This window comes from Acidisoma cellulosilyticum, assembly GCF_020621385.1.
In the GTDB taxonomy this organism is placed as follows: Bacteria; Pseudomonadota; Alphaproteobacteria; order Acetobacterales; family Acetobacteraceae; genus Acidisoma; species Acidisoma cellulosilyticum.
In genome coordinates, this window is sequence record NZ_JAESVA010000001.1 from 414552 (window position 1) to 438977 (window position 24426).

A 24426-nucleotide genomic window follows, 5' to 3' on the forward strand; every position below is an offset into this window, starting at 1 on the left:
GCCGACACTAGCAGGATGACGCATTGAGGTCACCCAGTGACTACAATTTGATAGAAGCCTCTGATTTTGCCACCGCTCATGTCTGGTCACGCCTGCGCCTGAGCATTGCGACCAGGGCCGCCAGCACCGCCGGCATCTGACGGCGCGAAGGGTAGTAGAGGAAATACCCTGGAAAAGGCGCCGACCAATCCTCCAGCACCCGTACTAAACGGCCGGCGGCGATATGCGGCAGCGCTGAACCTTCAATGACATAGGCGATGCCGAGCCCCGCCATCGCCGCATCCAGCATAACCAGCGGGTCATTGAAGGTCAGCGGACCGCTGACCTTGATGGCGATTTCGCGCCCGTCACGCTCGAAATCCCAGTCCATCGGCTGGCCGGCTGCCGCCATGCGCGCATTGATACAGGCGTGCTGCATCAAATCCTGCGGCACTTGCGGCAAGCCATGCTCGGCCAGATAGGCCGGCGAGGCCAAGACCGCCATGCGCAGCGGCGCGCTGACGCTGATGGCGATCATGTCCTGTTCCAGCTTTTCGCCAATGCGGATGCCAGCATCGAGGCGTTCGGCGATGATGTCCCGCCGCTGGTAATCGATCACCACTTCCACGCCGGCCTTGGGGTGGCTCGCCAGGAATGCGGGCAGCACCGGACGGATCACCGTCTCGTAGCCATGGCGGGTTGCGGTGATCCGCACCGTGCCGGCGACCGCATCTCGTGCCTGCCCCAAACGGTCAAGCGCACCGTCAATCTCCTCCAGCGCCGGCGCCAGCGTCTGCAGCAGTTGGGCCCCGGCCTCGGTGAGAGCGACGCTTCGGCTATTCCGCTGCAACAGCCGGATGCCAAGGCGCGCTTCCATCGTCTTGATTTTGTGGCTGAGGGCGGAGGTGGACAGCCGTAACTCGGCCGCAGCCCGGGTAAAGCTGAGCGTGCGGGCGATGGACGCAAAGGCAGCGAGATCATCCAAGCCTGCTCGGTTCATCATTCTGTCCTGCTCAACAGCTCATCCTAATCATGCCAGCTCATAAAATGATCGACCAAAGCCTAATTTCCCGCTCAAGGCTGGCATTCGGCCCGCCACGAAGGAGCAAGGACTATGGCTGGAGCAGAAAACAAGGTCGTTTTGATCACAGGCGCGTCGAGCGGCATCGGTGACGGCACGGCGCGCCTATTGGCCGCGGCCGGCGCCTGCGTCGTGCTGGGCGCGCGACGCATCGACCGGCTGGAGTCGCTCGCCGCCGAAATCGCCGCTGCAGGCGGCACCGTGCGCGCTCGCGCGCTGGACGTGACGGACCGCGACGACGTGGAAGCCTTCGTCGCCTATGCCGCCAGCGAATTCGGCCGGGTCGATGTGATCGTCAACAATGCCGGCGTCATGCCGCTGTCGCCGCTGTCGGCTTTGCTGGTCGATGAGTGGAACTGGATGATCGACGTGAATATCCGCGGCGTGCTGCATGGCATCGCGGCCGTGCTGCCGCGGATGGAGGCCCAAGGATCGGGCCAGATCATCAACGTCTCCTCCATCGGCGGCTTTACCGTTCAGCCTACGGCGGCCGTCTATGCCGCCACGAAATTCGCCGTGCGCGCGATTTCGGAAGGGTTGCGCAAGGAGAACGGCATCATCCGCTGCACCTGCATCTATCCGGGCGTGGTGGAATCCGAACTCGCCGAGACCATCACGGACCCGGTCGCCCGCGAACGCATGATTGCCTATCGCAAGACGGCCATCGGTGCGGACGCCATCGGGCGCGCCGTGCTCTATGCCATCGAGCAGCCAGCCGATGTCGATGTGAACGAGTTGGTCGTGCGCCCGACAGCCAGCCAGGTCTAACGCGCGCCGGGTATCCAGACGCAAAAAGCCGGCGGAGGTTGCCCTCCGCCGGCTTTTTGCAATCCAGAGTGAAGAACGCTTACGCGCTCTTCGCCATGATCTCGTCCGCCACGTTGCGGGGGACAGGATCGTAGTGATGGAACTGCATGGTGAAGGACGCGCGGCCCTTCGTCATGCTGCGCAGGTGCGAGATATAGCCGAACATTTCCTTCAGCGGCACATGGGCACGAACGATAACCGTGGAGCCCGAGCTCTCCTGGTTCTGGATCATGCCGCGGCGGCGGTTAAGATCGCCCACCACGTCACCGACATGGTCGTTCGGGGTCGTCACTTCGACGTCCATGATCGGCTCGAGGATGATCGGGCCGGCCTTCTTCATACCTTCGCGGAAGCAGGCTTTGGCGGCGATTTCGAAGGCGAGCGCCGAGGAGTCGACGTCATGGTACTTGCCGTCAACCAGCGAGTATTTGAAGTCGACGGTCTGGAAACCGGCGAGCACGCCGGTATCGGCCTGCACCTTGATGCCCTTTTCGACCGCGGGAATATATTCGCGCGGGATCGAGCCACCGACGACCTTGTTCTCGAACAGAACGCCCTGGTTCCGCTCCTGCGGTTCGAAGATGATCTTCACTTCCGCGTACTGACCGGAACCGCCCGACTGCTTCTTGTGGGTATAGGTCTCGGTATGGGACTTGGAGATCGTCTCGCGATAGGCCACCTGGGGCGCACCGATATTCGCATCGACGCCATATTCGCGGCGCAGACGGTCGATGATGATTTCCAGATGCAGCTCGCCCATGCCGGACAGAATGGTCTGGCCGGTTTCCTGGTCGGTCTTGAGACGCAGCGAGGGATCTTCGCCGGCCAGCTTCTGCAGGCCGATCGTCATCTTCTCAACGCCTTCCTTGGTCTTCGGCTCGACGGAGATGTCGATAACCGGAACCGGGAAAGCCATACGCTCGAGCACGACCGGATCATCGGAGGAGGCGAGCGTGTCGCCCGTGCCGGTGTCCTTGAGGCCGACGAAGGCCGCGATATCGCCCGCGGAGACTTCCTTGATTTCAGCGCGCTTGTCGGCGTGCATCTGGAACATGCGGCCGATACGCTCGCGATGCTCCTTCGTCGTGTTCATCACGGTGTCGCCGGACTTCAGCGTGCCGGAATAGACGCGGACGAAGGTCAGCGTGCCGTATTTGTCGTTGATGATCTTGAAGGCGAGGCCGGAGAAGGGGGCGTCCGGATTGGCCGGGATGACGCGGCGGGCAGCGGCCTTCTCGGGGGTGTCTTCCTCGTCTTCGTCAGCCGCGACCTTGATGCCGGGGACGTCGATCGGGGACGGCAGATAGTCGAGAACGGCATCGAGCAAAGGCTGCACGCCCTTGTTCTTGAAGGCCGTGCCGCACAGAACAGGGCGGAAGGCGCCGGAAATGGCACCCGCCTTGATGCAGCGCTTCAGGGTCTCGACCGAGACTTCACCCTTGTCGAAATACTCTTCCATCGCCGTGGTATCGACGGACAGCGCGGTATCGAGCAGAAGCTCGCGATACTCGGCGGCCTTGTCCGCCAGATCGGCCGGAATTTCTTCGTCATGGAATTTCGCGCCGAGTTCGCCGCCTTCCCAGACGATCGCCTTCATCTCGACCAGATCGACGACGCCGATGAAGTTTTCCTCGATGCCGATCGGCAGCTGCAGCGGCAGCGCGACGATGTCGAGCTTTTCCTTCAGGGTGTCGAAGGCGCGGTAGAAATCAGCGCCCGTGCGGTCCAGCTTGTTGATGAAGATGACGCGCGGGACGTTGTAGCGGTCGGCCAGGCGCCAGTTGGTCTCGGACTGCGGCTGCACGCCGGCCACGCCCTCGATGATGAAAATGGCGCCGTCGAGCACGCGCAGCGACCGGTTGACCTCAATGTTGAAGTCGATATGGCCGGGCGTGTCGATGATATTGATGCGGTGGTCTTTCCACTCGCAGGTCACTGCGGCGGAGGTAATCGTGATGCCGCGCTCACGCTCCTGGTCCATGTAATCGGTGGTCGTATTGCCGTCATGGACCTCCCCGATCTTATGGGAGACACCGGTGTAGTAAAGAATACGCTCGGTCGTCGTCGTCTTGCCGGCGTCGATATGCGCAGTGATGCCGATATTCCGGATCAAACCAAGCGGCGAGGTGCTGGTCACGATTTGCCTCCATGCAAGAAAAGCGCGGCAAGGGGGCGGCCCCGCGCGCTCAGTCACGTCCCAGCCCATTGCCGGTGATTTCGTGGTGTCTTTTGCTCTAGCGGCCAGGGAATATCAAGTCGTACGGCGTTGCGACTGGCGAAAGGCAGCTCGGCCGCTAGAATGCGCTTCGATTGTGAGAAAAGGTTCGCCCATGGATCAAGGCTTGAGATTGGCGGCAGCCGTCAGCGAAACGCGCCAATGGGACAGGCTGATGCGCCTGGCTCGGATCGGCGCCATTGCGGGTGACGGGGTCAATCGCCAGGCCCTGACGGCGCTGGACCGCGAGGCCAGGCGGCTGATGATCGCCTGGGCCGAGGAAGCTGGGGCCAGTGTCTCGGTCGATGATGCGGCCAATCTCTGGTTCCGGGTCGAGGGGCGCTTGGCTGATGCGGCGCCGGTCCTCACCGGCAGTCATATGGACAGCCAGCCTGCCGGCGGTCGGTTCGACGGCATGTATGGCGTCATGGCCGGGCTGGAGGTGCTCTGCGCGCTGAAGGATAGCGGTGAGACACTCGACCGGCCGCTTGAGGTCGTCGCCTGGACGAATGAGGAAGGCAGCCGCTTCGCACCCGGCTGCATGGGCAGCATGGCCTGGGCCGGGGTCAAGCCGTTGGCGGCCTTCGCCGAAACGCGCGATGCCGAAGGTGTGCGCTTCGCTGATGCCTTGGCCGAGCAACTGGCGGCGGAGGCCGATCTGCCACGCCGGCCGCTCGGCGGGACAGTGCATGCCTATATAGAGGCGCATATCGAACAGGGTCCGAAGCTGGAGGCCGAGGGGCTGGATATCGGCGTGGTGACCGGCATTCAGGGCAGCCGTTGGTTCACCGTGACGGTGATGGGGGATTCGACCCATGCCGGCACGACGCCGGTCTCCCTCCGCCGGGATGCGATGCAGGGGGCGGTTCGTGCGATCATGGCGCTCAACACGCTGACTGCTGATCCTACTGACGTGCTGCGCTTTACGGTGGGCAGTCTGGTGGTCGAGCCCGGCTCCTCCAACAGCGTCGCTGGCATGGTGCGGTTCACGATCGACCTGCGCCATCCCGATGCGGCCGTTCTGGCTGAAAAGGGCGACGCCATTGCGGAGAGCATCGCCCGCGTCATTGCCCCCTGCGACGCCAAGGTCGAGGAACGGTTTTCGGCGACACCTCTCCGTTTTGATCCGGAGTTGGTGGCTAGCGTGCAGGGAGCGGCTGACGCGCTGGGCCTGCGCTGGGCCTTAATGCCCTCAGGCGCCTTCCATGACGCGCAGCTTGTGGCCAGCGCCGTGCCGAGTGCGATGATTTTCGTACCGAGCCATAAGGGCATCAGTCACAATCCCGCCGAATTTACCTCTGCCACGCAATTGGCAGCCGGAACCCGGAGCTTGGCGGCCAGCTTGGCGCAACAAGCCAAGATCACGAAGTAGTTAAATTTAATCAATATTAAAGCCAAGTCTCTGTATGACCACGACATGAAACGTGCGTGCCTTGCCGTCATTTTGCTGCATTTGCTCACTTATTTGTATCGGGCTTACTAAGAAATGGGTATAGGGGACGGGCTCGCATCGATGCCGCAACCTTGTCTTTGCCTTCTTTCCACCGCGCGCCGGTGGTGTGGTTGCAACGCTGGTCTGATCGAGCTTTGGCATGGCGCCGTAAGGAAAAGCCGGCCTGTTGAAGGGTGAAAGAGAGATGGACGCTGCAGATCCGCATTCGCCTGAGGGATCGGGCCGCATCAATGAAGCATCGCTGAGCCGTGAGCCAGGTCTACATACCTGGCTGGTCGGGGCTCTCGCGATCGCGCGCTATCACGGTATCGACCTGGATCCGACGACGTTCCGGCTGGATCCGTCCACCCCTGTCCCATCTCCCGCCGTTCTGATCGAATGGGTGCGCGAACAGGGCATGTGGGCCAAGGCCGTTCGGCTGAAATGGCAGCAGCTGTTGCGTCTCGAATCGGCCGGTCCTGTCATGCTTCTCATGAAGGATGGCGGTGCCGTTCTCATGGTCGAAGCGGATGCGGCGCGCAATGTCGTCTTCGTCAAAGAACCGACGGTTTCCGGGACCGGGGTCGCCGTTCCTGTGGACGAACTCCGCCTGTCTCAGGTCTGGGAAGGCGAAGTCGTCATGATGCGCCCCCAGCGCAATGATGAGGAGCAGGATATACCGCTCAGCTTCGGCTTTCTGACGAAGCTCGTCATGCAAGAGCGCAGCATTCTACGCTCCGTCGCCTTTGCCTCCTTGATCATCACCTTTCTGACGATCATACCGATTTTGATCGTGTATTCCGCAGTTCAGCGGATCATTGAATATCACAGCATGAGCACCCTGCTGCTGGTAACGATCATTCTCATCGTGGCCACGCTGCTTGATGCCATCATTGAGCATGCACGCGGAAACCTCCTGCAGGTTGCCTCGACCCGAATTGACGCAAAAATTCAGCTTTTTGTCTTCAAACGTTTGTTGTCCTTGCCGCTGGACTATTTCGAACGCACGCAATCAGGCGTCATCGGGCAGGCGATCAGCAAGGTTTACCAGATTCGTGAATTCATCACCGGTCGTTTGCTGAATACCTTTATCGACGCATCAATGCTGTTGATTCTGTTGCCCCTGATGTTCTTCATGCAGGCGACGCTGGCCTGGACGATTGTCGCGGCTGCTGGGCTGATCATGCTCGTGATCGCCTGTTTCCTCCGGCCTCTCCGTATCGTAACGGGCCGTGTCTCGGCCGCTGAATCACGCAAATTCTCGGTGCTTGTCGAAAGCCTTCACGGCATCAAGACAGTGAAGTCGCTGGCGCTGGAATCCGCGCGTTATAGCCAGTGGGACGAATACGTTGCCCAAGCAGGCGACCTCCGCCTGCAAGCCGGCCGGCTGGCACTTTGGCCCGCCACACTCACCCTGCCGTTGCAACGCTATTGCCAATTCGGCGTCATGCTGCTCGGTGCCTATATTGCCGTCACGACGCAAAACAAGGCCGAAATCGGCTCGCTGATGGCCTTTACGATGATTTCCATGCGCGTCGCCGGCCCGCTGATCGGCTTCACTAAGCTCATGCAAGACTTCGAGGATGTGCGCGCCACGATGGGCGAAGCCCAAATGGTTCTGAACACCCCCCCTGAAGTTCGCGGCATCGATCGTGGTCTGCGCCCGACCTTTGCCGGCGCCATCGAATTCGACAATGTGGCCTTTACCTATCAAGGCTCGCAGCGCCCGGCTCTCAATGAGGTCAACTTCTCCGTGCCGCCGGGTACGATGCTGGGTCTTGTCGGGCGCAGCGGCTCGGGCAAATCGACCATCACCCGCTTGCTGCAGGGTATCAGCCGCGATTACACAGGCTTCGTGAAGATCGATGGCGTGGAACTGCGCTCGATCAACCTGCGCCATCTGCGCCGCAATTTCGGCGTCGTGTTGCAGGAAAACTTCCTCTTCCGCGGTAGCATCCGCGACAACATCATCGGCGGCCGTCCCGGTCTGACGATGGAGGATGTCGTCCGTGCCGCTCGCTTGGCCGGCGCAGAGGAATTCATTGAACGCATGCCTCAGGGCTATGACACGTTTATTCAGGAAGGCTCGCCAAATCTCTCCGGTGGCCAGCGTCAGCGTTTGGCCATTGCCCGTGCTCTGATTGTCGACCCCCGCCTCATGATCCTCGACGAGGCAACCTCGGCCCTCGATCCCGAGAGTGAAGCGCTGGTCAATGCTAATCTGAAGCGCATCGGCTCCGGCAGAACGATGGTGATCGTCTCCCACCGCCTCGCCTCTCTTGTCGATTGTAACGCCATCATCGTCATGGATCAGGGCAAGGTGCTCGACGTCGGCACCCATGCCGAACTCGTCGAACGCTGCTCGGTCTATCGGATGCTCTGGCTGCAGCAGAACCGCCACATGACGGAAAATCAGGGAAATACGCGCCATGGCTCGCCAACTCCTGTCCTCGCACAAGGCGACTGATCCGCAGGGAGACGCGCTGGCGGTGCTGGAATTCCAGTCCCCGACCAGTGCGTTGATCGCTACCCCGGTTCCCAGATCGGCGCGAAGCGTGTCGCTTTGGGTTGGCGTTGCTGTCATCGCCTCGATCGTCGCTGCGTCGGTCATCAAGATCGACAAGGTCGTGACCGGCCAGGGCAAACTTGTCTCCACTGAGCCCACAACGTTGATCCAGCCGCTCGACACCTCGATCGTGCGTGCGATTTACGTGCAGCAAGGCCAGCGTGTCACGAAGGGGCAGCTTCTGGCTGAGCTGGACCCGACCTTTGCGGCGGCGAATCTCAAGGCTGACCAGGAACAGGTGGATAGCTATACGGCGCAAGTGGAGCGTATACAGGCGCAGCTCGCGGGCAATCCTTACGTGCCAAGCGTGTCAAATCCCAATACAGCTTTGCAGCTTGAGACCTATAATCAGCTGCAGGCCCAGTATACGGCGGGCGTCGCTAACTTCGACCAGCAGATTGCGAGCCTGAAGGCCCAGCTGAACCAGTCGGAATCCGATATTCGGCAATATGCCCAGCGTCTCGAGCTTGCGAATAATGTCGAGGCGATGCGCCAGCAATTGCAGAAGATGCAGGTCGGCAGCCGTCTGGACTCTCTCGCTGCCGCCGACAGCCGCATCAGCATGGCAGGCAACTTGGCCGATGCTCAAGCGAGCGCTAATAAGGCCATTGGCGATATCGCATCCATTCAAGCCCAGCGCGATACCTATATTCAACAATGGAATGCCAATCTGTCACAGCAGATTCAGCAGGCGCAGAACTTATTGGCTCCGGCTCAGCAGAGCCTGACCAAAGATCTGCGGATGCATCAGCTGATCATGATCAAGGCGCCTAATGACGCCATCGTCCTCAATCTCGGCCAGACATCAGTCGGCTCCGTGTTGCAGGCGGGTCAGCAGTTCATCAGCCTAACCCCATTGGGAACGCCGCTTGAGGCGGATATCGTTCTCAGCGGGCAGGACACCGGTTACGTGAATGCTGGTGACAAAGTCGATGTTAAGCTCGACAGCTTGCCCTTCCTTCAATACGGCAAGCTCACGGGCGTCGTCCAATACGTGAGTTCGGACTCCTTCAATCCCGAACAGGTTCAGTCCGGTGCGGTTAAGGATGTCACTGGCTCGCTGCCGCAAGGTCTTTTCTACATGGCGCGCGTCAAGATTCTGCAGAACGATCTGCACAACACGCCGCCGGGCTTTGAACTTGCACCAGGCATGCCGCTTGCAGCGGACGTCAAAATCGGCAAGCGTACCGTCACCGAGTATATGATGAAGCGCGTGCTACCCGCCTTCACCGATGGGATGCGCGAGCCTGATTAAAGAAGTCTAGCTTTCCAAGCGCTAAACAGCCTGCTTTACCTGGATGGCGGTCCGTTTCATCCGGAGCGTCGGCAACTCGCCGGATCTCCATCCAGGGCGTAATAGAGGACAAGAGCTTTGGTTTTCGGCTGGCTGAACCTCGGGGGTGCGTCGGGGCTACTTAAAAAAGGTGAAGCCGCGCTCGAAGCGGGGGATCTGGACGCCGGATTTAAGCTCGTCGCCCGCGCTGCACAGGCGAAACTGCCAGCCGCGGAATATCGCATCGGCCTGTGCTACCTCCAGGGCAAGGGCGTGCCGGCCAGCCGCGCGGAAGGTCGCCGCTGGCTGGAGCTTGCCGCGACTCAGGGCAATCGCGACGCGCAATCGGCAATCGCGACGCTGCTGGTCACCGGTGACGTCGATGAAAACGCTTCCCGTCGTACGGGGGGTCTGTTTACCGATTCCGCTCCCGCGCAGCCCGACTTCATCGCGGCCGAGGGCTGGGCGCGACGCGCGGCAGAGGCCGGCTCGGCCGATGGTCAGGCGCTCCTGGGCTATATCCTGACGGCAGGCCCCGAAGCCATCCGCAACCTGGATCAGGCTGAACACTGGTACGGCCTGGCCTCCGAGGGCGGCAATCCGCAGGGCAAGCTTGGCCTTGGCCTCGCTATCTTACGACGCGCCGGCACCAATCCGGCGCTGCAAAAGCCCGGCATTGCGGCGCTGGTAGACGCCGCCGAGCTTGGCCTGCCGATGGCGCAGTACCTTCACGGCGTGCTGTTGGAACATGGTGTCGGGCTGACGCAAGACATCCCGGCGGCTGTGGGACTATATCAGAAGGCAGCGGCGACCGGCCTCCGCTCAGCCATGGCCCGCCTCGGTCTGGCTCTGCTTGAGGGGCGCGGAACCAAAAAGCCCGATCCGATCACCGGGGAATCCTGGCTGCGTCGTGCGGCACTTGCCGGCGATGTCGAAGCCGCCGCCATGGTCGGCGACCTTTACGCCAAGGGCGGCGACTTGCCGCCGAATTTCGCGGAAGCCGCCGTCTGGTTTCAGCGAGCGGCAGAAGGCGGGCACTCCATGGCCGCCCGCGCCCTCGGCATGCTCTATCTGACCGGTGCCGGCGTCCCTCGTAACGCGGATGAAGCGGCGACATGGTTCGAGCGCGCCGCCAGTTCCGGCAATGTCGCGTCACAGGTCGATCTCGCCAATTTGGTCCTGCAAGGTTCCGTGCGTGACGGCGATCCGGATCGCATGCGCTCCTGGTTCGAGCAGGCGGCCGAAAGCGGTGATCTTGTCGCCGCCTTCAATTTCAGCGTCTGCCTGGCGCGTGGTTTTGGCGTCGACCGCGACCCGGAGCGCGCGGCCTTCTGGATGCACCGGGCAGCAGACGGCATCGTAAATGCGCAGTTTCACTACGGCCGCATGCTGCTGGACGGCAGCGGAGTTCCTGTCGATCCGGCTGCCGCCCGTGCCTGGTTTGCAAAAGCCGCCGATGCCGGGATGGCAGACGCACAAGTTGCGCTCGCCGAGATGCTGGTCAACGGCCGCGGCGGCGAGCGTAATCATTTCGAGGCCGCCCGCATGTTCCAGCGCGCCGCCGATCTTGGTCATGGCGGTGCCATGTTCGGCCTTGGCGCGCTATACGGCGGCGGTCACGACTTGCCGGTGGATCGTGCCGCCGCATTACGCTGGTTCCGCCAGGCCGCCGAACGCAGCCACCCCACGGCACAGCTCATGCTCGGCCGCTACCTGCATCGCGGCCTGGCAAGCCCGCCCGATCTGGAGCAAGCGCAAGTCTGGTTCAAGCGCGCGCTCGACAACGGCGTCAATGAAGCGGCCACCGAGCTTGCACAGATCAACGCCGAGCAGGCGGCCCAAAACCGCCCCGGGCCGGTCGAATTGGCGCCACCGACCATGGCAAATACGGAGAAGGTGACGCGCGCACCGGGCCCGCAGCTTCTCCATAACTGATCATCCATGCCCCCGCGTAACAGGCCTCCGCTGGCAGCTTCGCTGGCCAACCTGAAATCCGACTGGCTGCTGTCCGGACCACGGAAGCATAATCGCCCTGAAGTTATCGGGCTTGCGATCGACGCCTGGGAGCGTGGCGAGAAAGCGCTGGCCAAGGGTGATCTGGCAGCCGCGCGCTTTGCTCTGGAGCGCGCGACCCGCCTCGGGCCTGACGATACACAGGTGCGGTTTCTGTTGGGCATAACCATGCTGCGGCAAGGTGATCCAAGCTGCGTCAGCGTCTTTCGCGCTCTCATTCCTGATTCAGATACCCAGCCAGCTCACCGCGGCTTGCTCTCCGCTCTGATGCTCGGTGGAGATCGTGAGGAGCAGATCGAAGCCGCAGGCGCGTTGCTGTCCCGCTTCGCAGCGCCGAAGGACGCCGATTTCAGCCGATTAGCGAGTGACCTTGCGCTGCGAGCCGGGCGTGCCGGCTGGTGCGCGGCCGACGCCGATGGACGCGTCACCCTTGTCTGCGACAAGCTCGTCGAATTCCGTCTGGATGGCGAACTGGTCCGGCCGAAACCTGACCGCAATCGGCGCTTCACCCTTCCCGCCAGCTGGACCGCCGCGCGCAGCCTTACGATCACGGCGGCGGCCCAGAACCTGCTGGGCAGTCCGATCGACCTCACCCGTCACCGTATCGTAGAAGGCTTCGTCTCTGTCGAGGATGGCGATCTCAACGGCTGGGCATGGTGTCCGGCCAATCCGGACACCGCGGTCCTGCTGTCCGTCGAGCAGGCGGACGGACGCAAGCTGCCTTTGACGATCAAAACCGGCGAACCCGCACATTTCCCTGACCGAGATGGGCTTTCCCTGCCCCTGGCCTTCCGGGTGCCGGCTGCAACTCTCCTGGCCTATCCCGGTCTTTTGCATATCCGTGACCGCTATGGGCGCGACATCACCGGCAGCCCGATCGACCCCGGCCGCTGGACGCGCTCTGCCGGCTACTCGGCTGAGCTGATCGGGCAATCACCCGGCCAAAACAGGAAAACGGACAGTCGGCCGGCGGAAAGATTGGTGCTGCCGATATGGGTCGACACGCCGCCGCCTGAACGTCACGCCAAGGCCAGCTCCGCACGAGGCACGGCGTCCCCCGCCGTTGTCATTCCGGTTTATCGCGGCCTTGACATGACGCTGCGCTGCCTTGCTCGGGTCTTCGCGACGGTGCCCCGTGGCACCAAGATCATCGTCGTCGATGACGCAAGCCCCGAACCCGCTTTGGCAGAAGCGCTCGATGCGCTTGCCCGCAAGCGGCGCATCCATCTTATCCGCAATCCGCGCAATCTCGGCTTTCCCGGCAGCGTCAATCGGGGCATCGCCGCAGCCGGTGGCCGCGATGTCGTATTGTTGAACAGCGACGCCCTGGTGCCACCGGGCTGGCTGACACGTCTGCGTGATGCCGCTCGCTCCGCGCCTGACATCGGAACGGTCGCGCCGCTGTCGAACGACGCCACAATCCTCAGCTATCCGCGCGTGAATACGGTCCAGGCACCGCCCGAAGAGGAACGGCTCGATGAGATCGATGCCTTTGCCCAATCCGCGAATGGCGGCGATGTGGTGGAGATACCGACCAGCGTCGGCTTCTGCATGTATGTGCGAGGGGCCTGCCTGGAAGAGACCGGGGCCTTCCGCGAAAACATCTTTGCCCAAGGCTATGGCGAGGAAAATGACTTCTGCCTGCGTGCGCGCCATCTCGGCTGGCGCCACATGGCTGCCACCGGCATCTTCGTCAGCCATATCGGCGGCCAGTCTTTCCGTGCGGCGCGCGTCCATCTTTTGAGGCGCAATCAGGCTCTTCTCGAACGCCTGCATCCCGGTTACGGGGCTTTGATCAGCCGGCACAATGACGCCGATCCGCTGGCACCGGCCCGCGCGCGGCTTGATATGACCCGGTGGAAAGCGTGGCGGCGGCCCAAACACCGCCCGCCATCCGTCATCATCATCACCCATGACGAGGGCGGCGGTGTCGAACGGCAGATCGGGACGCGCATCCGCGAGCTGGCAGCCAAAGGTTTAGCCGCGATCATCTTGCGACCGCAGGCAAATGGCATCTGCCAGATCGAGCCCGGAACCGTTGAAGGCGATGCCTGGCACGACGATTTCCCTAATCTTTGCTTCAGCATTCCCGATCAGATGAAGGAACTTCTGAGTTTCTTAAGATTTGAGCGCTCGCAACATATCGAGCTGCATCATCGCCTGGGACATGATCACGCCCTTCTGGAATTGCCGAAACGGCTTGGCATACCGCTTGACATCTACGTGCATGACTATGCGGCGATTTGCCCGCGGGTCACGCTGGTCACCACGACCCAGCGCTATTGCGGAGAGCCAGACACCGTCGAATGCGAAGCCTGCATTGCCGATCTTGGCAGCAGGCTGCGCGAAGACATCCCGGTCGCGGCGTTGAGGCAACGGACGGCCAATGATTTCGCGGCCGCGCGGCAGGTGATCTTCCCTGCGGCTGAAGTCGAGAGGCGCTTTCGCCGCTATCTCGGACAATTCGACAGTGCTGTCAGACCCTGGGAACAGGACGGACCGATCGTACGGCGCCTGCGACCCGCTAAGCCCAACAGAGACCGCAGTCGGACCCGTATCGGCATCATCGGCGCCATCGGGACGGAAAAGGGCTATGATGTATTGCTGGCCTGCGCGCGCGATGCGGCAAGACGTCGCTTGCCGCTCGATTTTATCGTTATCGGCTTCACCCATGACGATGTCCGATTGATAGAAACAGGGCAAGTGCAGATCACTTATCGTTTCTCACAGGAACGCGCTGTAGAAGAGATTGCGGCTCAAGATTGCGATTTGGCCTTTATTCCGTCGATTTGGCCTGAAACTTGGTGCTTTGCCTTGAGCGATGCGTGGAAAGCTGGCCTGAAGACTGCTGTATTTGACATAGGAACGCCTGCGCAACGGGTGCGTGAGACGGACAATGGCTGGGTACTTCCCCTTGCCCTGCCGCCTTCTAATCTTAACAACATGCTGATTTCTTTAGCCCAATCCGAAAATTAGCTAACTGGCCATATTGCGATCGGATCAGGGGCAAGGCACAAATCTAATCTGCATGCGAGACAGTGTCCGATTTTGATCGTTGCCTGTCCCGCTGCAAACCGCAGTCGATTCGTACAAAGAGGCGTCTATGTCACAGACAGACCGGCAAAGCCCTGCGCGCGCAGCCGAAAACCGAGTGCAGGAGCTGCGGGCTTCCGCTCATCTCATGACGCTCGACAGCGGTGTCTTCTGCCTTGTCCATGGCTCCCCGAAGCCGGCCGATCAGCAATTGACCGGCGTGCGGGTCTCGGCCATTGATCCGACCGACAGCACGATCAGCATCGCGACTTTCCGCCCGGACGGCTGGCTGACCGGTGGCGGCGATTCGGCCTTGATCCGCGTTCTGTCCGAATCAGCCCAAATCCTCATCACCATCTATCAGCCGGTGGGCAGCCTGGAAGGCGCGCCCAAGCTGCGCGTGCTACGCCTGTCGGAAGCTGCGGCCGAAGGCAATCTAGCTGCACCCGGCACCGCACCTGCGGCCATCCGCAAGCCAACCGCCGTGCTCAGCGATTCTCACGATATGATCGCCCATATCCAACGTACCGGCGACGTCGGCAAAAGCTTTGGAGACTGGATGGGCGAGCCGGGCAGCGAGATGGCCATTGAAGGCTTCAGCCTGACAGCACCCGAAGGTTTGGAGCCTGGCGACATCACCTATCAAGCGGTACTCGGTCGTGGGTGGCTTTCGCCCTGGAACGAGGCTGGCCAGTTCTGCGGCAGCCGCGGCATGGCGCTGCCTATCCTGGGGTTCAAGCTGAAGCTGAGCGAAGCGGCGGCAAAGCGCTTCACCCTTTCCATTTCCGCGTCCTTCCTGGACGGCACCAAGCTCGACGATCTCGGCAGTGACGAAAGCGTCGAGGCCCCGTCCCTGTCCCCGCTGGAAGCCTTCCTCATCGACTTGAAGCCGAAGGTCAGCAGCAAAAAGGTGCCTGAGCCGGCCAAGCCCGCCTCGCGTCCCGCACTGGCGCCTGCCCCGGCCCCGGCCCCGGTGGTTAAAGCGAAGCTCGCACCCGCGCCGGCCCCCGTTGCGAAACCAGCCGCAAGACCGGTCGTGAAGACTCCCACCAAACCCACCAAACGGTCTCGCTAAATCGAAATCCTGGCCTGGCGCTCGATTACCCGGTTCGACACCAGGGCCAAGGCTTTTTCGTGCAATAGGATCGGGAATAGGACTGGCGTCGTTGCGCTTTCTTTTCGTTCACCAGAATTTCCCCGGTCAGTATCTACATATCGTTCGGTATCTGACTGACCGTCAGCACGACGTCGCCTTTCTCTCCGAACCGAATGCCAACCACATGGCGAATGTGCGCAAGATCGCGTACGTCTCCCCGCGCGCCTCGGACGCCCGCATTCACGAACATGCCCGCGAATTCGAACTCGCCATCCGCCGCGCGGAAGCGGCGGCGACCGCTGCCCGCCAGATTAAAGCGCTGGGATTCAAGCCGGACATCATCATCGGCCATCACGGCTGGGGCGAACTTCTGAACATGCCCGATGTTTTCCCAGGCGTGCCGATCCTGGGCTATTTCGAGTTCTTCTATAATCTCGTTGGGCAGGACGTCGAATTCGATCCGGAATTCCCTATGTCCGAAAGCCGCAAGCCGATGGTACGGACAAAGAATGCCGTCAATCTGCTCGCCTTGTCGCTGCCCGGTGCGGAAGGGCAATCTCCGACCCAATGGCAGCTTGGCACTTATCCCGAATGGGGCAGACAACAGATCACGCTGCTGCCGGAAGGCGTGGATCTGGAAACTTGCAGCCCGGCACCACCACGCGCCAGCCGCCGCATGACCTTGCCCAACGGCGTGCAACTCGGCGCGCGCGACAAGCTTGTCACTTTCGTCGCGCGCAATCTGGAACCCTATCGCGGCTTCCATATTCTTCTGCGCGCCCTGCCGGCACTGCAAGCGGCAAGGTCGGACGTCCATGTCAGCTTCGTGGGTTTCGAGCAGCAGGGCTATGGCGCAATGCCCGAAGACGGGTCGAGCTGGCGCGAATTCCTGATGCGCGAGATGGCGGGAAAGCTCGACCTCGACCGGATCCATTTTATGGGCCAGGTGCCCTACGACACCCATGTGGCATTGCTGCGCCGGTCTGACGCGCATGTCTATTTCAGCTATCCCTTTGTCGCCTCCTGGTCGCTCCGTGAAGCCATGGCGATCGGCTGCGCCATCATCGGCAGCGATACCGCGCCGGTGACGGAATTTATCAAGCATGAAGAAACCGGCCTGCTGACACCCTTCCTGGAACCCGGAAAGTTGGCCTCCAGCATTCTGCGGATGCTGGAGGAGCCGAAGCTTGCCGAGCGCCTGCGCCATAACGCCCGCGCCTGGGCCGAGGCCAATCTCGACCGCGATGCTTATCTGCGCGCCTATGCCGGCCTGATCGAACGCATGACCGGCCAACCGGTGGAGCCGCCAGCAGTCCCGGTCAAAGCGAAGGCGCGGCCCGCCCAGACAAAACACGTCCTGGCAAAGCCGGCCCAGACAAAACAAGTCCAGGCGCGGCCGGCCAAGGCAAAGCCCGGCAAGCCTACCCGGCGCTGACCACGCGTCAGCGCCGGGACAAGGCGCCGGTCTTCCAAAAGAAGCGCAGGGTCAGCATCAGGGCTGCCAAGGTCAGCCCACTCATGAGACCGAACCAGACGCCGCGCACGCCCATATGCAGGCCGAAGGCGAAGGCCGCGCCGAGCGGAATGCCGCAGAGCCAATAGGCAAGCACCGCCAACAGCATTGGCACGCGCGTATCTTCCAGGCCACGCAGCGCCGCCATGGCAACCGCCTGCGTGCCGTCCGCGAATTGAAAGAAACCCGCCAGCACCAGAAGCGACGCGCCGAGGGCCGCGACCGCCGGTATATCGGTGAAGGCGCCGGTGATCGCATGCGGCAGCAACTCCATGCAAAGCCCGCTGCAGGTCTGGGTGCAGAGCATGACGATGAAACCCGCGAGTCCGGCGCGCAGGATCGCAGGCTTGTCGCGGGCGCCGACGGCACGGCCGACTCGCACCGTGACGGCGAGCGACAGACCGAGCGGCACCATGAAAAACACGGCCGAGGTCATCAGCGCGACCTGGTGTCCCGCAACGGCCACTGCGCCGAATTGACCGACCATGAGGGTTGCGACCGAGAACATGCAGACTTCCATGACGATCGCGACCGCAATCGGCGCGCCGACGCGGATCAGGCGGCTGATCACGGCGGGATCGATGCGAAAGGCCTCCGCCGTCCATTCCACCATCGGATAGCGGCCCGAAAGCCCGACCCAGAGCAGATAGAACAGCGCTTCCATCGCCAGCACGAAGGAGATGGCGATCCCCGCGCCCATCGGCCCATAGCCGCCGACGAAACCGAGCCCGGGCAGGTGGGCACCTTCCATCAGCAACCAGGCGGCCGGCACCAGGAAAGCGAGCCCGGCGCCGCCCACCAGCATGGTCGGCCGGGTCATGGACAAGCCTTCCGAAAGACCGCGGCAGGCCGCGACGATACCAAGCGCGGGGACCGAGAAGGCAGCGCCGTGCAGGAAGGCGGAGATACCCGGCAGCACCGCAGGCGGCAGATGCATCAGCGTCGCGAAAAGGGGGCCGGCAACCGCAAGCACGATACCGCCGAGCGTGCCGAAGCCGAGGCCGAGCAGCAGCGCCTGGGCGAAGACATGCCCGGCCTCATGCTCCCGGCCCGCGCCATGGAGCCTGGAGATAGCGGGCTGGCTCGACATCATGAGGCCGATCACCGCCATGAAGACGACGATCCAAAGGCTGCTGCCCAGCGCGACCGAAGCCATGACGGTCGCACCCATATGGCCGCCGACCATGGAGAGGATGACATCGGTGCCGATGCCGAAGAGCTGCCCCAGGATAAGCGGCAGCGCGAGGAGGACGAGCGTCCCCACCTCGCGGGCAAAAGGCCGCGCCTTCGGGGCGCGCAAAATATCGGTCGTCATTGGGTAACCTGTCGTTCAACCCAGCGTTCGGATGGGACGCTGGCAAACCATGAAAGCCTCGGCAGAAGCGATTTCGCGAAGCGAAGCGCTCTGGGCCTGAGATGCGTCAGCCGGGGATCATAGATCCGAGGACAAAGTCCTCAGCCGCGTACGGGCCAATCGGCGGTCGGATGACGCATGGTTCCAAAGGATCGGCGGTGATCGGCTTCGATGTAGCTATCCATCTGTGACCCTCCGCCGTTTCCAAAGTTGAACAATTTTTCAATAGCGTATCGATGCCTTGGGCGGCAATACGCGCGGCACGGGGGCTGCCCTGCCCATACAAACCAGTCGGCGCCCCTCACGACCGCGCGATTTGGGCTGTCGGGCGGATCGGGCTAAGGCTTCACGCTTATGCCGCTTCGGCTAAAGCGTTTCCTGTTCGCCTAGGCTCACAGGCGCCGCTCTAGATCATTGTTTTGCGAGCATCTTCACCCGGCCAGATGAGTCCATCTGACGGGATCTGCTCTGGGAGAGAATATGCTGCTTGTCCGCCCGACCCTTGTCGCCGCCTGCCTGCTCGCGGCGACAGCCCTCTCGCCCTTTGCCGCCCTGGCGCAGACGAATACGGCGACGACGCCGGCGGCCCCACCCGCGGCCGTGCCGCCCGGCCTCATCGGCGCCTGGGGATCGGATAGCAGCTGCACCGGCGATGTCGCGATCTTCCGGGCCGATGGTACGGTCATCAATCCCGGCGCACCCGACGGCGCGACGGCGCTGTCCTTCACGGTGAGCGGTGACGGCATCACCCTCAGCGACGGCAAGCAGAGCGGCACCTTCGCCTTCGCCCTTTCCGATCAGGCGGTCGCCTGGTCGAACGGCGCTTCCATGGTGCTGAAGGAACGTTGCGCCGATCAGGCGCCTTTTGCCGCCGCGCTGAACACGGCCGCAAATGCCCCCGGCAACGCCGCGACGATTCCCGCTGGCCCCTTGCCCGACCAGATCAGCGCACTCGCCGGCCAACCGCTGACTGTCCAGGGCAATCCGGTGCAGATTCAATCCGTGCAGAGCCATGCACCGAAAAAGGCCATCTACACGAATATCACGGCCCTGCCCGACCCCCAGGCAATTCCCGGAGACGCAAGGCTGTACTATCGCATCTTCCCGACCGCCGCTGCCGCCGCCAGCTATGTCTCGCTCGCCGCCGACGATCAGGCGAGCTTCCTGCGGGAGCCGCACGGCGCGGGCTTCTTTTCGACGGCCTCCGCGACCGATGAAGGGCCGCAGGGCAGCAAGCCCACACCCGTCACCATCGACTGCCTCCGCTTTCATCCCAAGCGCTTGCAGAAGGTCGTCATTTCCTGCTTCGCCGCAATGCCGGGCAGCAAGCTTGTCGCGGGTGCGGAGCAAAGCTTCGCTCTGCCGCCAGGCAAGACGATCGACCCAAAGGATATGGGGCAGCAGGACAATCTGACGCAGGTGTTGTCCCTGACCGGTCTTTCCATCGGCAAGCTGCGCGGCTTCCTGGCTGATCACCCGCAGCCCTGAGCAGCGCTCCGGGGATTGACGGGCGGCCCGGTTTTGATAGGAGCCTCGCTGGCCGCGCCTCGCCGACCGTCTGGCCTGGGCAGACAAGCCCTAGAGTCTGTCAGGTTTAGTTGGAAACGCCAAAAAATCTGTCGTGCGCGGGCCTAGCCGGCCGCACCCCGACCCGCGCATCTACCCGACGCAGCAAGCAATCGGCCGGCTGGGCGCCGCGGCGGGTAGGTCCGGGGCGCGTAGCCCGCGCAACAAGTGCGCGGATGACAAATTATCTATTAAAACCTGACAGACTCTAACGCCGCGCGGTCGCGTGACCGGACATTTCGTCGCCCGCTGATGCCGGCAGGCGCAGCGCCAGCAGCGCTGCCGGCACCATGAAAAGGGCGACCACGACAAAGGCGACCGAGAAATCCGCGAGCCGGGGATGCGGCTTGCCGGCGATAGCGCCTGACACGGCCAGCGCGGCCGCGCCGACGGTGACACCCAGGGTGATCGATAGCTGCTGCAATGTACTGTAGAAACTCGTCGCCCGGCTCATCCGTTCCGGGCTGATATCGGCATAGGCGATAGTGTTGTAGGCCGTGAATTGCAGGGAGCGGAACACGCCCCCGATCAGCAATACGGCATAGATCGCGATGATCGGCCAGCCTGGGCGAAAGGTGGCTGTGAGCCCAAGGACCACCGCCGAAATCCCTGCATTGACCGACAGCACGCTGCGAAAGCCGAACCGTTGCAACATGGGCCTTGCGACCGGTTTCGTCACCAGCGCCCCGGCCGCGCTGATGAAGGTGATCAGGCCGCTCTGAAACGCGCTGAATCCGAAGCCCAACTGCAGCATCAGCGGCAACAGGAAGGGCATGGCACCGATGCCGATGCGAAACAGCGAGCCCGCATAGACGGAGACCGCGAAAGTCGGCACGCGCATGAGGGTGAGGTCGAGCAGCGGATGGGCGTGGTGGCGGGCGTGCAGGACATAGCCCAAAGCGCCGAGGGCGCCGACGACCGTCAGTACCACGGCCGCGGACGGCGGCAAGGCGCCACGACCAAAGGACGATAATCCCATGATCAGCCCGGCCATGCCGATGCCCGCTAGGATCTGGCCGACGAAGTCGAACTGGCCGGGGTCCGTCCGCTCATCCTCCCGGATGAACCGCGTGACGAGCAAGACGCCCACGATGCCGATCGGGATATTGATGTCGAAAATCCAGTGCCAGGACAGCGTCGTCACCAGGAACCCGCCGACCGGCGGCCCGATAACGGGACCGAGCAGGGCGGGCATGGTGAGCCAGGACATGGCGGCAACCAGATTGGTCTTGCCGACGCGCCGCAACAGCAGCAGCCGGCCGACCGGCACCATCATGGCCCCGCCCAGGCCTTGCAGGATGCGCGCAGCGACGAGCATCGCCAATGACTGGGATACGCCGCAGAGCACCGAGGCCAGCGTGAACACGATGATGGCGGCGCGAAATACTGCGCGGGCGCCGTAGCGATCCGCGACCCAGCCGCTGGCTGGAATGAAGGCCGCCAGACTGACGAGGTAGGAGGTGATGGCGATATTCATCGTCACCGGCGAGACGTCGAAGGCTTTCGCCATCGTCGGCAATGCCGTCGCTACCACCGTCGAATCGAGATTCTGCATGAAGAGCGCGCTGGCGACGATCAGCGCCGCCATGCGCATATCCCGCGGAAGACCCTGTCTCCGCGACCGCGATGATCCGGGTTTCTTGCCCGGATCATCCTGCGATGTCAGGCGGCTGCGCGCCGCAAAAAGACTGCGGAGCGCCGCCAGCAACCTTTAGGCCTCCACCTCAGTCCCGTCCTGGCTCCAACGGGTGTGGAAGCTGCCGTCCTTATCGAGACGCCGATAGGTATGGGCGCCGAAATAGTCGCGCAGACCCTGCAGAAGGTTGGCCGGGCCACGCGCCCGGCGCAGACCGTCGTAATAGGCGAGCGCGGAGGAGAAGGCCGGCACAGCGACACCGTTCTGCACGGCCAGCACGATGACGCGACGCCAGGCGTCTTCCGCCTTCACCACGGCGTCACGGAAATAATCGTCCAGCAGCAGGTTCGAGAGATTGGCGTCACGGTCATAGGCTTCCTTGATGCGATTGAGGAAGCGGGCACGGATGATGCAGCCGCCGCGCCAGATGGTCGCCATATCGCCCAGTTTCAGATCCCAGCCGTATTGGGCGGAAGCGACCGCCATCTGCTCGAAACCCTGGGCATAGGCCACGATCTTGGAGGCGTAGAGCGCGTCGCGGATGGCGTCGATCTCGGCCCGGTCAGGATGGCGCGTGGCGACCGCCGCATGCGGCAGTTTCTTCTCGGCCTCGCCCCGCATGGCGCGACGACCGGACAGCGCACGGGCGAAGACGGCCTCGGTGATCGCGGTGACAGGCACGCCGAGTTCCAGCGCATTCTGCGCCGTCCAGCGACCCGTGCCCTTCTGCTCGGCTTCGTCCACAATGCTGTCGACCAGCGGCTTGCCGGTGCTGTCGGTCTTGCGGAGGACGGCAGCCGTGATTTCGATCAGATAGCTGTCGAGATCGCCTGCCTTCCAGTCGGTGAAGATGTCGCTCATGGCGGTCGCGTCGAGGCCGTACAGCGTCTTCATGAGGTCATAGGCCTCAGTGATCAGCTGCATATCGGCATATTCAATACCGTTATGAACCATTTTCACGTAATGGCCGGCGCCGTCCGAACCGATATAGGTGCAGCAGGGCACGCCATCGACCGAAACCGCCATCTTGGTGACGATCGGCGCGATGCGCTCATAGGCCGCGCGGTCGCCGCCCGGCATCATGGACGGGCCTTCCAGCGCGCCTTCCTCACCGCCCGACACGCCCATGCCGATGAAGCGGATATTGGCATCCTCGCAGCGCTTAAAGCGGCGGGCAGTGTCGGTATAGAGCGAGTTGCCGCCGTCGATGATGATGTCGTCCGGCTCCAGCTGGGCGATCAGATCCTCGATCATGTCATCGACCGGCTTGCCGGCCTTGACCATGATGATGACGGCGCGGGGCTTGGCCAGTGAGGCCACGAAATCCTCGATCGCATGCGACGGAAAGAAGCGGCCTTCCGAGCCGTGTTCGGCGATCAGTTTGTCGGTGCGTTCGTGATTGCGGTTGAAGACCGCAACGCCGAAACCCTTGCGCGCCGCGTTGCGGGCGAGGTTGGCGCCCATGACGGCCAGGCCGAGGACGCCGATATCGGCGCTACCGGTCGCAGATTGGTTAGACATCTTTCGCTACTCTCCCTTGGGATCAGGCTTTTTGCCGCGCAAGGGCGCCCCGTCTGTGGGGGCCTTAGCGCGCGGATTTGGTATGGAGACAGCCTACCGCGCTGGCGCTCAGATGCCAGGGGGTGCCGCCGCATAGTACATCGGCGGATAGGATCGCTGTCTTCGGATATCGTGATTGGACAGGGCCTGCGGTCGCCCACGGTCTGGCTCAGACATGACAAGGGGAAGAAAATTGTCCGACCTCGCGAAAGAGAATTGCATACCCTGCCGCGGCGGCGTGCCGCCCTTACCGCGTGAGGAGGCCGAGGCCTTGCTGCGCGAACTGGCCGGGTGGCGGCTAAACGCGGATGCCACCCAGATCGCGCGCGATTTCAAATTCCCGGATTTCGCGACGACCCTAGCCTTCATCGTCCATATCGGCGCGACGGCCGAAGGCGCCGGGCATCACCCCGATATCGCCTTCGGCTGGGGTTACGCGACGATCGCGCTGCATACCCATGCCATCGGCGGCTTGCAGCGCGCGGATTTCGTGCTCGCCGCCAAGATCGACGCCTTGCCGCTAGCGAAGAGCGCCGGCTGAGGCTGCTCTCGCGCTAGAGTTTGTCTGATTTTAACTGAAGCTTGTCCCTGATATCGTCATGCCCGGCCCCAGAGCCGGGCATCCATTCGTTGGGGCGCCCAAGGACTGGATGACCGGGTCAAGCCCGGCCATGACGGGGCAAGGGGTCGTTTCCACCTAAACCTGACGGACTCTAGGCGGGCAGAAGACCGGCGATACGGTAGCTGTCGATCAACTGATCGAAGAGCGCGATATCCGCGCGACTCCGCGCCACGATCTGAGCGCCGGCGACAGCGGCATATATAGCGCGGGCCCTATCCTCGCTGTTCTCGGCGCGAACGATGGAGGCCTCGGTCAGTCGCTTGCTCAGCCAGGCGACGTTGACGTCGGCGAAGGACTGAACCTCCTTCCGCACCGCTTCCGGAAGCTCGTCATATTCGGCGGCCATGAAACTGCCGAGACAGATCCGATTATCGTTCGCGAGCGACGTCCGGAAAATCTCGGGATAGCGGTGCAGGGCCTGCATCGGGTCCGGACTGGCGGCTGAGATCGCCTCCAGCTCGACCGCCGTATCCTCCCAATAGCGCTTGGCAACCGCTTCGCCGAGATCGGCCTTGCTCGGGAAATGGTAATGGATGCTGGCGGCCTTGATGCCGACTGTCGCCGCGATATCGCGGAAATTCAGGCCGCCATAGCCATAAGCCTTAGCAGCGTCTTTGGCAGCCGCCAGGATCGCTTCCTTGGCGCTCATACTCATGGTTTAGCCTTACCGCAGATCTATC

The 24426-nt window shown here is 62.6% G+C and carries 17 protein-coding genes; 10 read left to right on the forward strand and 7 right to left on the reverse strand.

Annotated elements, in window-relative coordinates; genetic code table 11:
* Window positions 1-76 precede the first annotated feature (76 nt).
* A complete protein-coding gene (locus ACELLULO517_RS01920; protein ID WP_227305380.1) occupies window positions 77-979 on the reverse strand; it encodes a LysR family transcriptional regulator in 903 nt (300 codons plus the stop codon).
* 114 nt (window positions 980-1093) lie between these two features.
* Here ACELLULO517_RS01920 and ACELLULO517_RS01925 point away from each other — a divergent pair, with 114 nt between their 5' ends.
* Entirely contained in the window at window positions 1094-1828 is a 735-nt protein-coding gene (locus ACELLULO517_RS01925) for an SDR family oxidoreductase (protein ID WP_227305383.1), read from the forward strand.
* Window positions 1829-1907: 79 nt separating this feature from the next.
* Here ACELLULO517_RS01925 and fusA read toward each other — a convergent pair whose 3' ends face one another.
* Complete coding sequence (gene fusA, locus ACELLULO517_RS01930; protein WP_227305387.1) at window positions 1908-4004, reverse strand: elongation factor G; 2097 nt, start codon at window positions 4002-4004, stop codon at window positions 1908-1910.
* Between the two features lie 193 nt (window positions 4005-4197).
* Here fusA and ACELLULO517_RS01935 point away from each other — a divergent pair, with 193 nt between their 5' ends.
* The gene (locus tag ACELLULO517_RS01935; protein ID WP_227305390.1) at window positions 4198-5454 is read left to right on the forward strand and encodes a M20 family metallo-hydrolase; all 1257 of its coding nucleotides are present in this window, start codon (window positions 4198-4200) and stop codon (window positions 5452-5454) included.
* Window positions 5455-5794: 340 nt separating this feature from the next.
* Here ACELLULO517_RS01935 and ACELLULO517_RS01940 read toward each other — a convergent pair whose 3' ends face one another.
* On the reverse strand, window positions 5795-6232 hold the full coding sequence (locus ACELLULO517_RS01940; RefSeq protein ID WP_227305393.1) for a hypothetical protein: 438 nt from the start codon (window positions 6230-6232) through the stop codon (window positions 5795-5797).
* On the opposite strand from ACELLULO517_RS01940, the gene ACELLULO517_RS01945 reads away from it, so the two are divergent.
* The 6 genes from ACELLULO517_RS01945 (at window position 6227) to ACELLULO517_RS01970 (ending at window position 16930) form a co-directional block, all read left to right on the forward strand.
* Window positions 6227-7981, forward strand: a complete 1755-nt coding sequence (locus ACELLULO517_RS01945; RefSeq protein ID WP_227305396.1) for a peptidase domain-containing ABC transporter — start codon at window positions 6227-6229, stop codon at window positions 7979-7981. The two genes, ACELLULO517_RS01940 and ACELLULO517_RS01945, sit on opposite strands and share 6 nt — an antisense overlap.
* Complete coding sequence (locus tag ACELLULO517_RS01950; RefSeq protein ID WP_227305399.1) at window positions 7944-9335, forward strand: HlyD family type I secretion periplasmic adaptor subunit; 1392 nt, start codon at window positions 7944-7946, stop codon at window positions 9333-9335. The genes ACELLULO517_RS01945 and ACELLULO517_RS01950 overlap by 38 nt, the downstream gene beginning before the upstream one ends.
* Before the next feature lie 117 nt (window positions 9336-9452).
* Window positions 9453-11288 carry a tetratricopeptide repeat protein gene (locus ACELLULO517_RS01955; RefSeq protein WP_227305401.1) on the forward strand — a complete coding sequence of 612 codons (1836 nt, stop codon included), beginning with the start codon at window positions 9453-9455 and terminating at the stop codon, window positions 11286-11288.
* 6 nt (window positions 11289-11294) lie between these two features.
* On the forward strand, window positions 11295-14342 hold the full coding sequence (locus ACELLULO517_RS01960; protein ID WP_227305403.1) for a glycosyltransferase: 3048 nt from the start codon (window positions 11295-11297) through the stop codon (window positions 14340-14342).
* Window positions 14343-14469: 127 nt separating this feature from the next.
* Window positions 14470-15474, forward strand: a complete 1005-nt coding sequence (locus ACELLULO517_RS01965) for a hypothetical protein (RefSeq protein WP_227305406.1) — start codon at window positions 14470-14472, stop codon at window positions 15472-15474.
* Between the two features lie 91 nt (window positions 15475-15565).
* Window positions 15566-16930, forward strand: a complete 1365-nt coding sequence (locus ACELLULO517_RS01970; protein ID WP_227305409.1) for a glycosyltransferase — start codon at window positions 15566-15568, stop codon at window positions 16928-16930.
* Window positions 16931-16937: 7 nt separating this feature from the next.
* Here the strand turns inward: ACELLULO517_RS01970 and ACELLULO517_RS01975 are convergent, their stop codons facing one another.
* Window positions 16938-18323: an MATE family efflux transporter gene (locus tag ACELLULO517_RS01975; RefSeq protein WP_227305412.1), complete on the reverse strand. Its 1386-nt coding sequence runs from the start codon at window positions 18321-18323 to the stop codon at window positions 16938-16940.
* A gap of 519 nt (window positions 18324-18842) precedes the next feature.
* Here ACELLULO517_RS01975 and ACELLULO517_RS01980 point away from each other — a divergent pair.
* Window positions 18843-19850: a hypothetical protein gene (locus tag ACELLULO517_RS01980; protein WP_227305414.1), complete on the forward strand. Its 1008-nt coding sequence runs from the start codon at window positions 18843-18845 to the stop codon at window positions 19848-19850.
* A gap of 286 nt (window positions 19851-20136) precedes the next feature.
* Here the strand turns inward: ACELLULO517_RS01980 and ACELLULO517_RS01985 are convergent, their stop codons facing one another.
* Window positions 20137-21516 (reverse strand): DHA2 family efflux MFS transporter permease subunit, encoded by a 1380-nt coding sequence (locus ACELLULO517_RS01985; RefSeq protein WP_227305417.1) that lies wholly within the window; start codon window positions 21514-21516, stop codon window positions 20137-20139.
* 123 nt (window positions 21517-21639) lie between these two features.
* Complete coding sequence (gndA, locus tag ACELLULO517_RS01990; protein WP_227305420.1) at window positions 21640-23085, reverse strand: NADP-dependent phosphogluconate dehydrogenase; 1446 nt, start codon at window positions 23083-23085, stop codon at window positions 21640-21642.
* 232 nt (window positions 23086-23317) lie between these two features.
* Between gndA and ACELLULO517_RS01995 the strand changes: the two genes are divergently transcribed.
* Window positions 23318-23665, forward strand: coding sequence for a 4a-hydroxytetrahydrobiopterin dehydratase (locus ACELLULO517_RS01995; protein ID WP_227305423.1), 348 nt, complete (start codon window positions 23318-23320; stop codon window positions 23663-23665).
* A 172-nt stretch (window positions 23666-23837) separates the two neighbouring features.
* Here the strand turns inward: ACELLULO517_RS01995 and ACELLULO517_RS02000 are convergent, their stop codons facing one another.
* Window positions 23838-24401, reverse strand: coding sequence for a TetR/AcrR family transcriptional regulator (locus ACELLULO517_RS02000; protein ID WP_227305424.1), 564 nt, complete (start codon window positions 24399-24401; stop codon window positions 23838-23840).
* Between the last annotated feature and the right edge of the window lie 25 nt (window positions 24402-24426).

Coding starts and splice junctions, on each gene's coding strand:
- ACELLULO517_RS01920 (WP_227305380.1), bottom strand. CDS start 979: ATGAACCGAGCAGGCTTGGATGATCTCGCTGCCTTTGCGTCCATCGCC.
- ACELLULO517_RS01925 (WP_227305383.1), top strand. CDS start 1,094: ATGGCTGGAGCAGAAAACAAGGTCGTTTTGATCACAGGCGCGTCGAGC.
- ACELLULO517_RS01935 (WP_227305390.1), top strand. CDS start 4,198: ATGGATCAAGGCTTGAGATTGGCGGCAGCCGTCAGCGAAACGCGCCAA.
- ACELLULO517_RS01945 (WP_227305396.1), top strand. CDS start 6,227: ATGCAAGAGCGCAGCATTCTACGCTCCGTCGCCTTTGCCTCCTTGATC.
- ACELLULO517_RS01950 (WP_227305399.1), top strand. CDS start 7,944: ATGGCTCGCCAACTCCTGTCCTCGCACAAGGCGACTGATCCGCAGGGA.
- ACELLULO517_RS01960 (WP_227305403.1), top strand. CDS start 11,295: ATGCCCCCGCGTAACAGGCCTCCGCTGGCAGCTTCGCTGGCCAACCTG.
- ACELLULO517_RS01965 (WP_227305406.1), top strand. CDS start 14,470: ATGTCACAGACAGACCGGCAAAGCCCTGCGCGCGCAGCCGAAAACCGA.
- ACELLULO517_RS01975 (WP_227305412.1), bottom strand. CDS start 18,323: ATGACGACCGATATTTTGCGCGCCCCGAAGGCGCGGCCTTTTGCCCGC.
- ACELLULO517_RS01980 (WP_227305414.1), top strand. CDS start 18,843: ATGCTGCTTGTCCGCCCGACCCTTGTCGCCGCCTGCCTGCTCGCGGCG.
- ACELLULO517_RS01985 (WP_227305417.1), bottom strand. CDS start 21,516: ATGGCGGCGCTGATCGTCGCCAGCGCGCTCTTCATGCAGAATCTCGAT.
- gndA (WP_227305420.1), bottom strand. CDS start 23,085: ATGTCTAACCAATCTGCGACCGGTAGCGCCGATATCGGCGTCCTCGGC.
- ACELLULO517_RS02000 (WP_227305424.1), bottom strand. CDS start 24,401: ATGAGTATGAGCGCCAAGGAAGCGATCCTGGCGGCTGCCAAAGACGCT.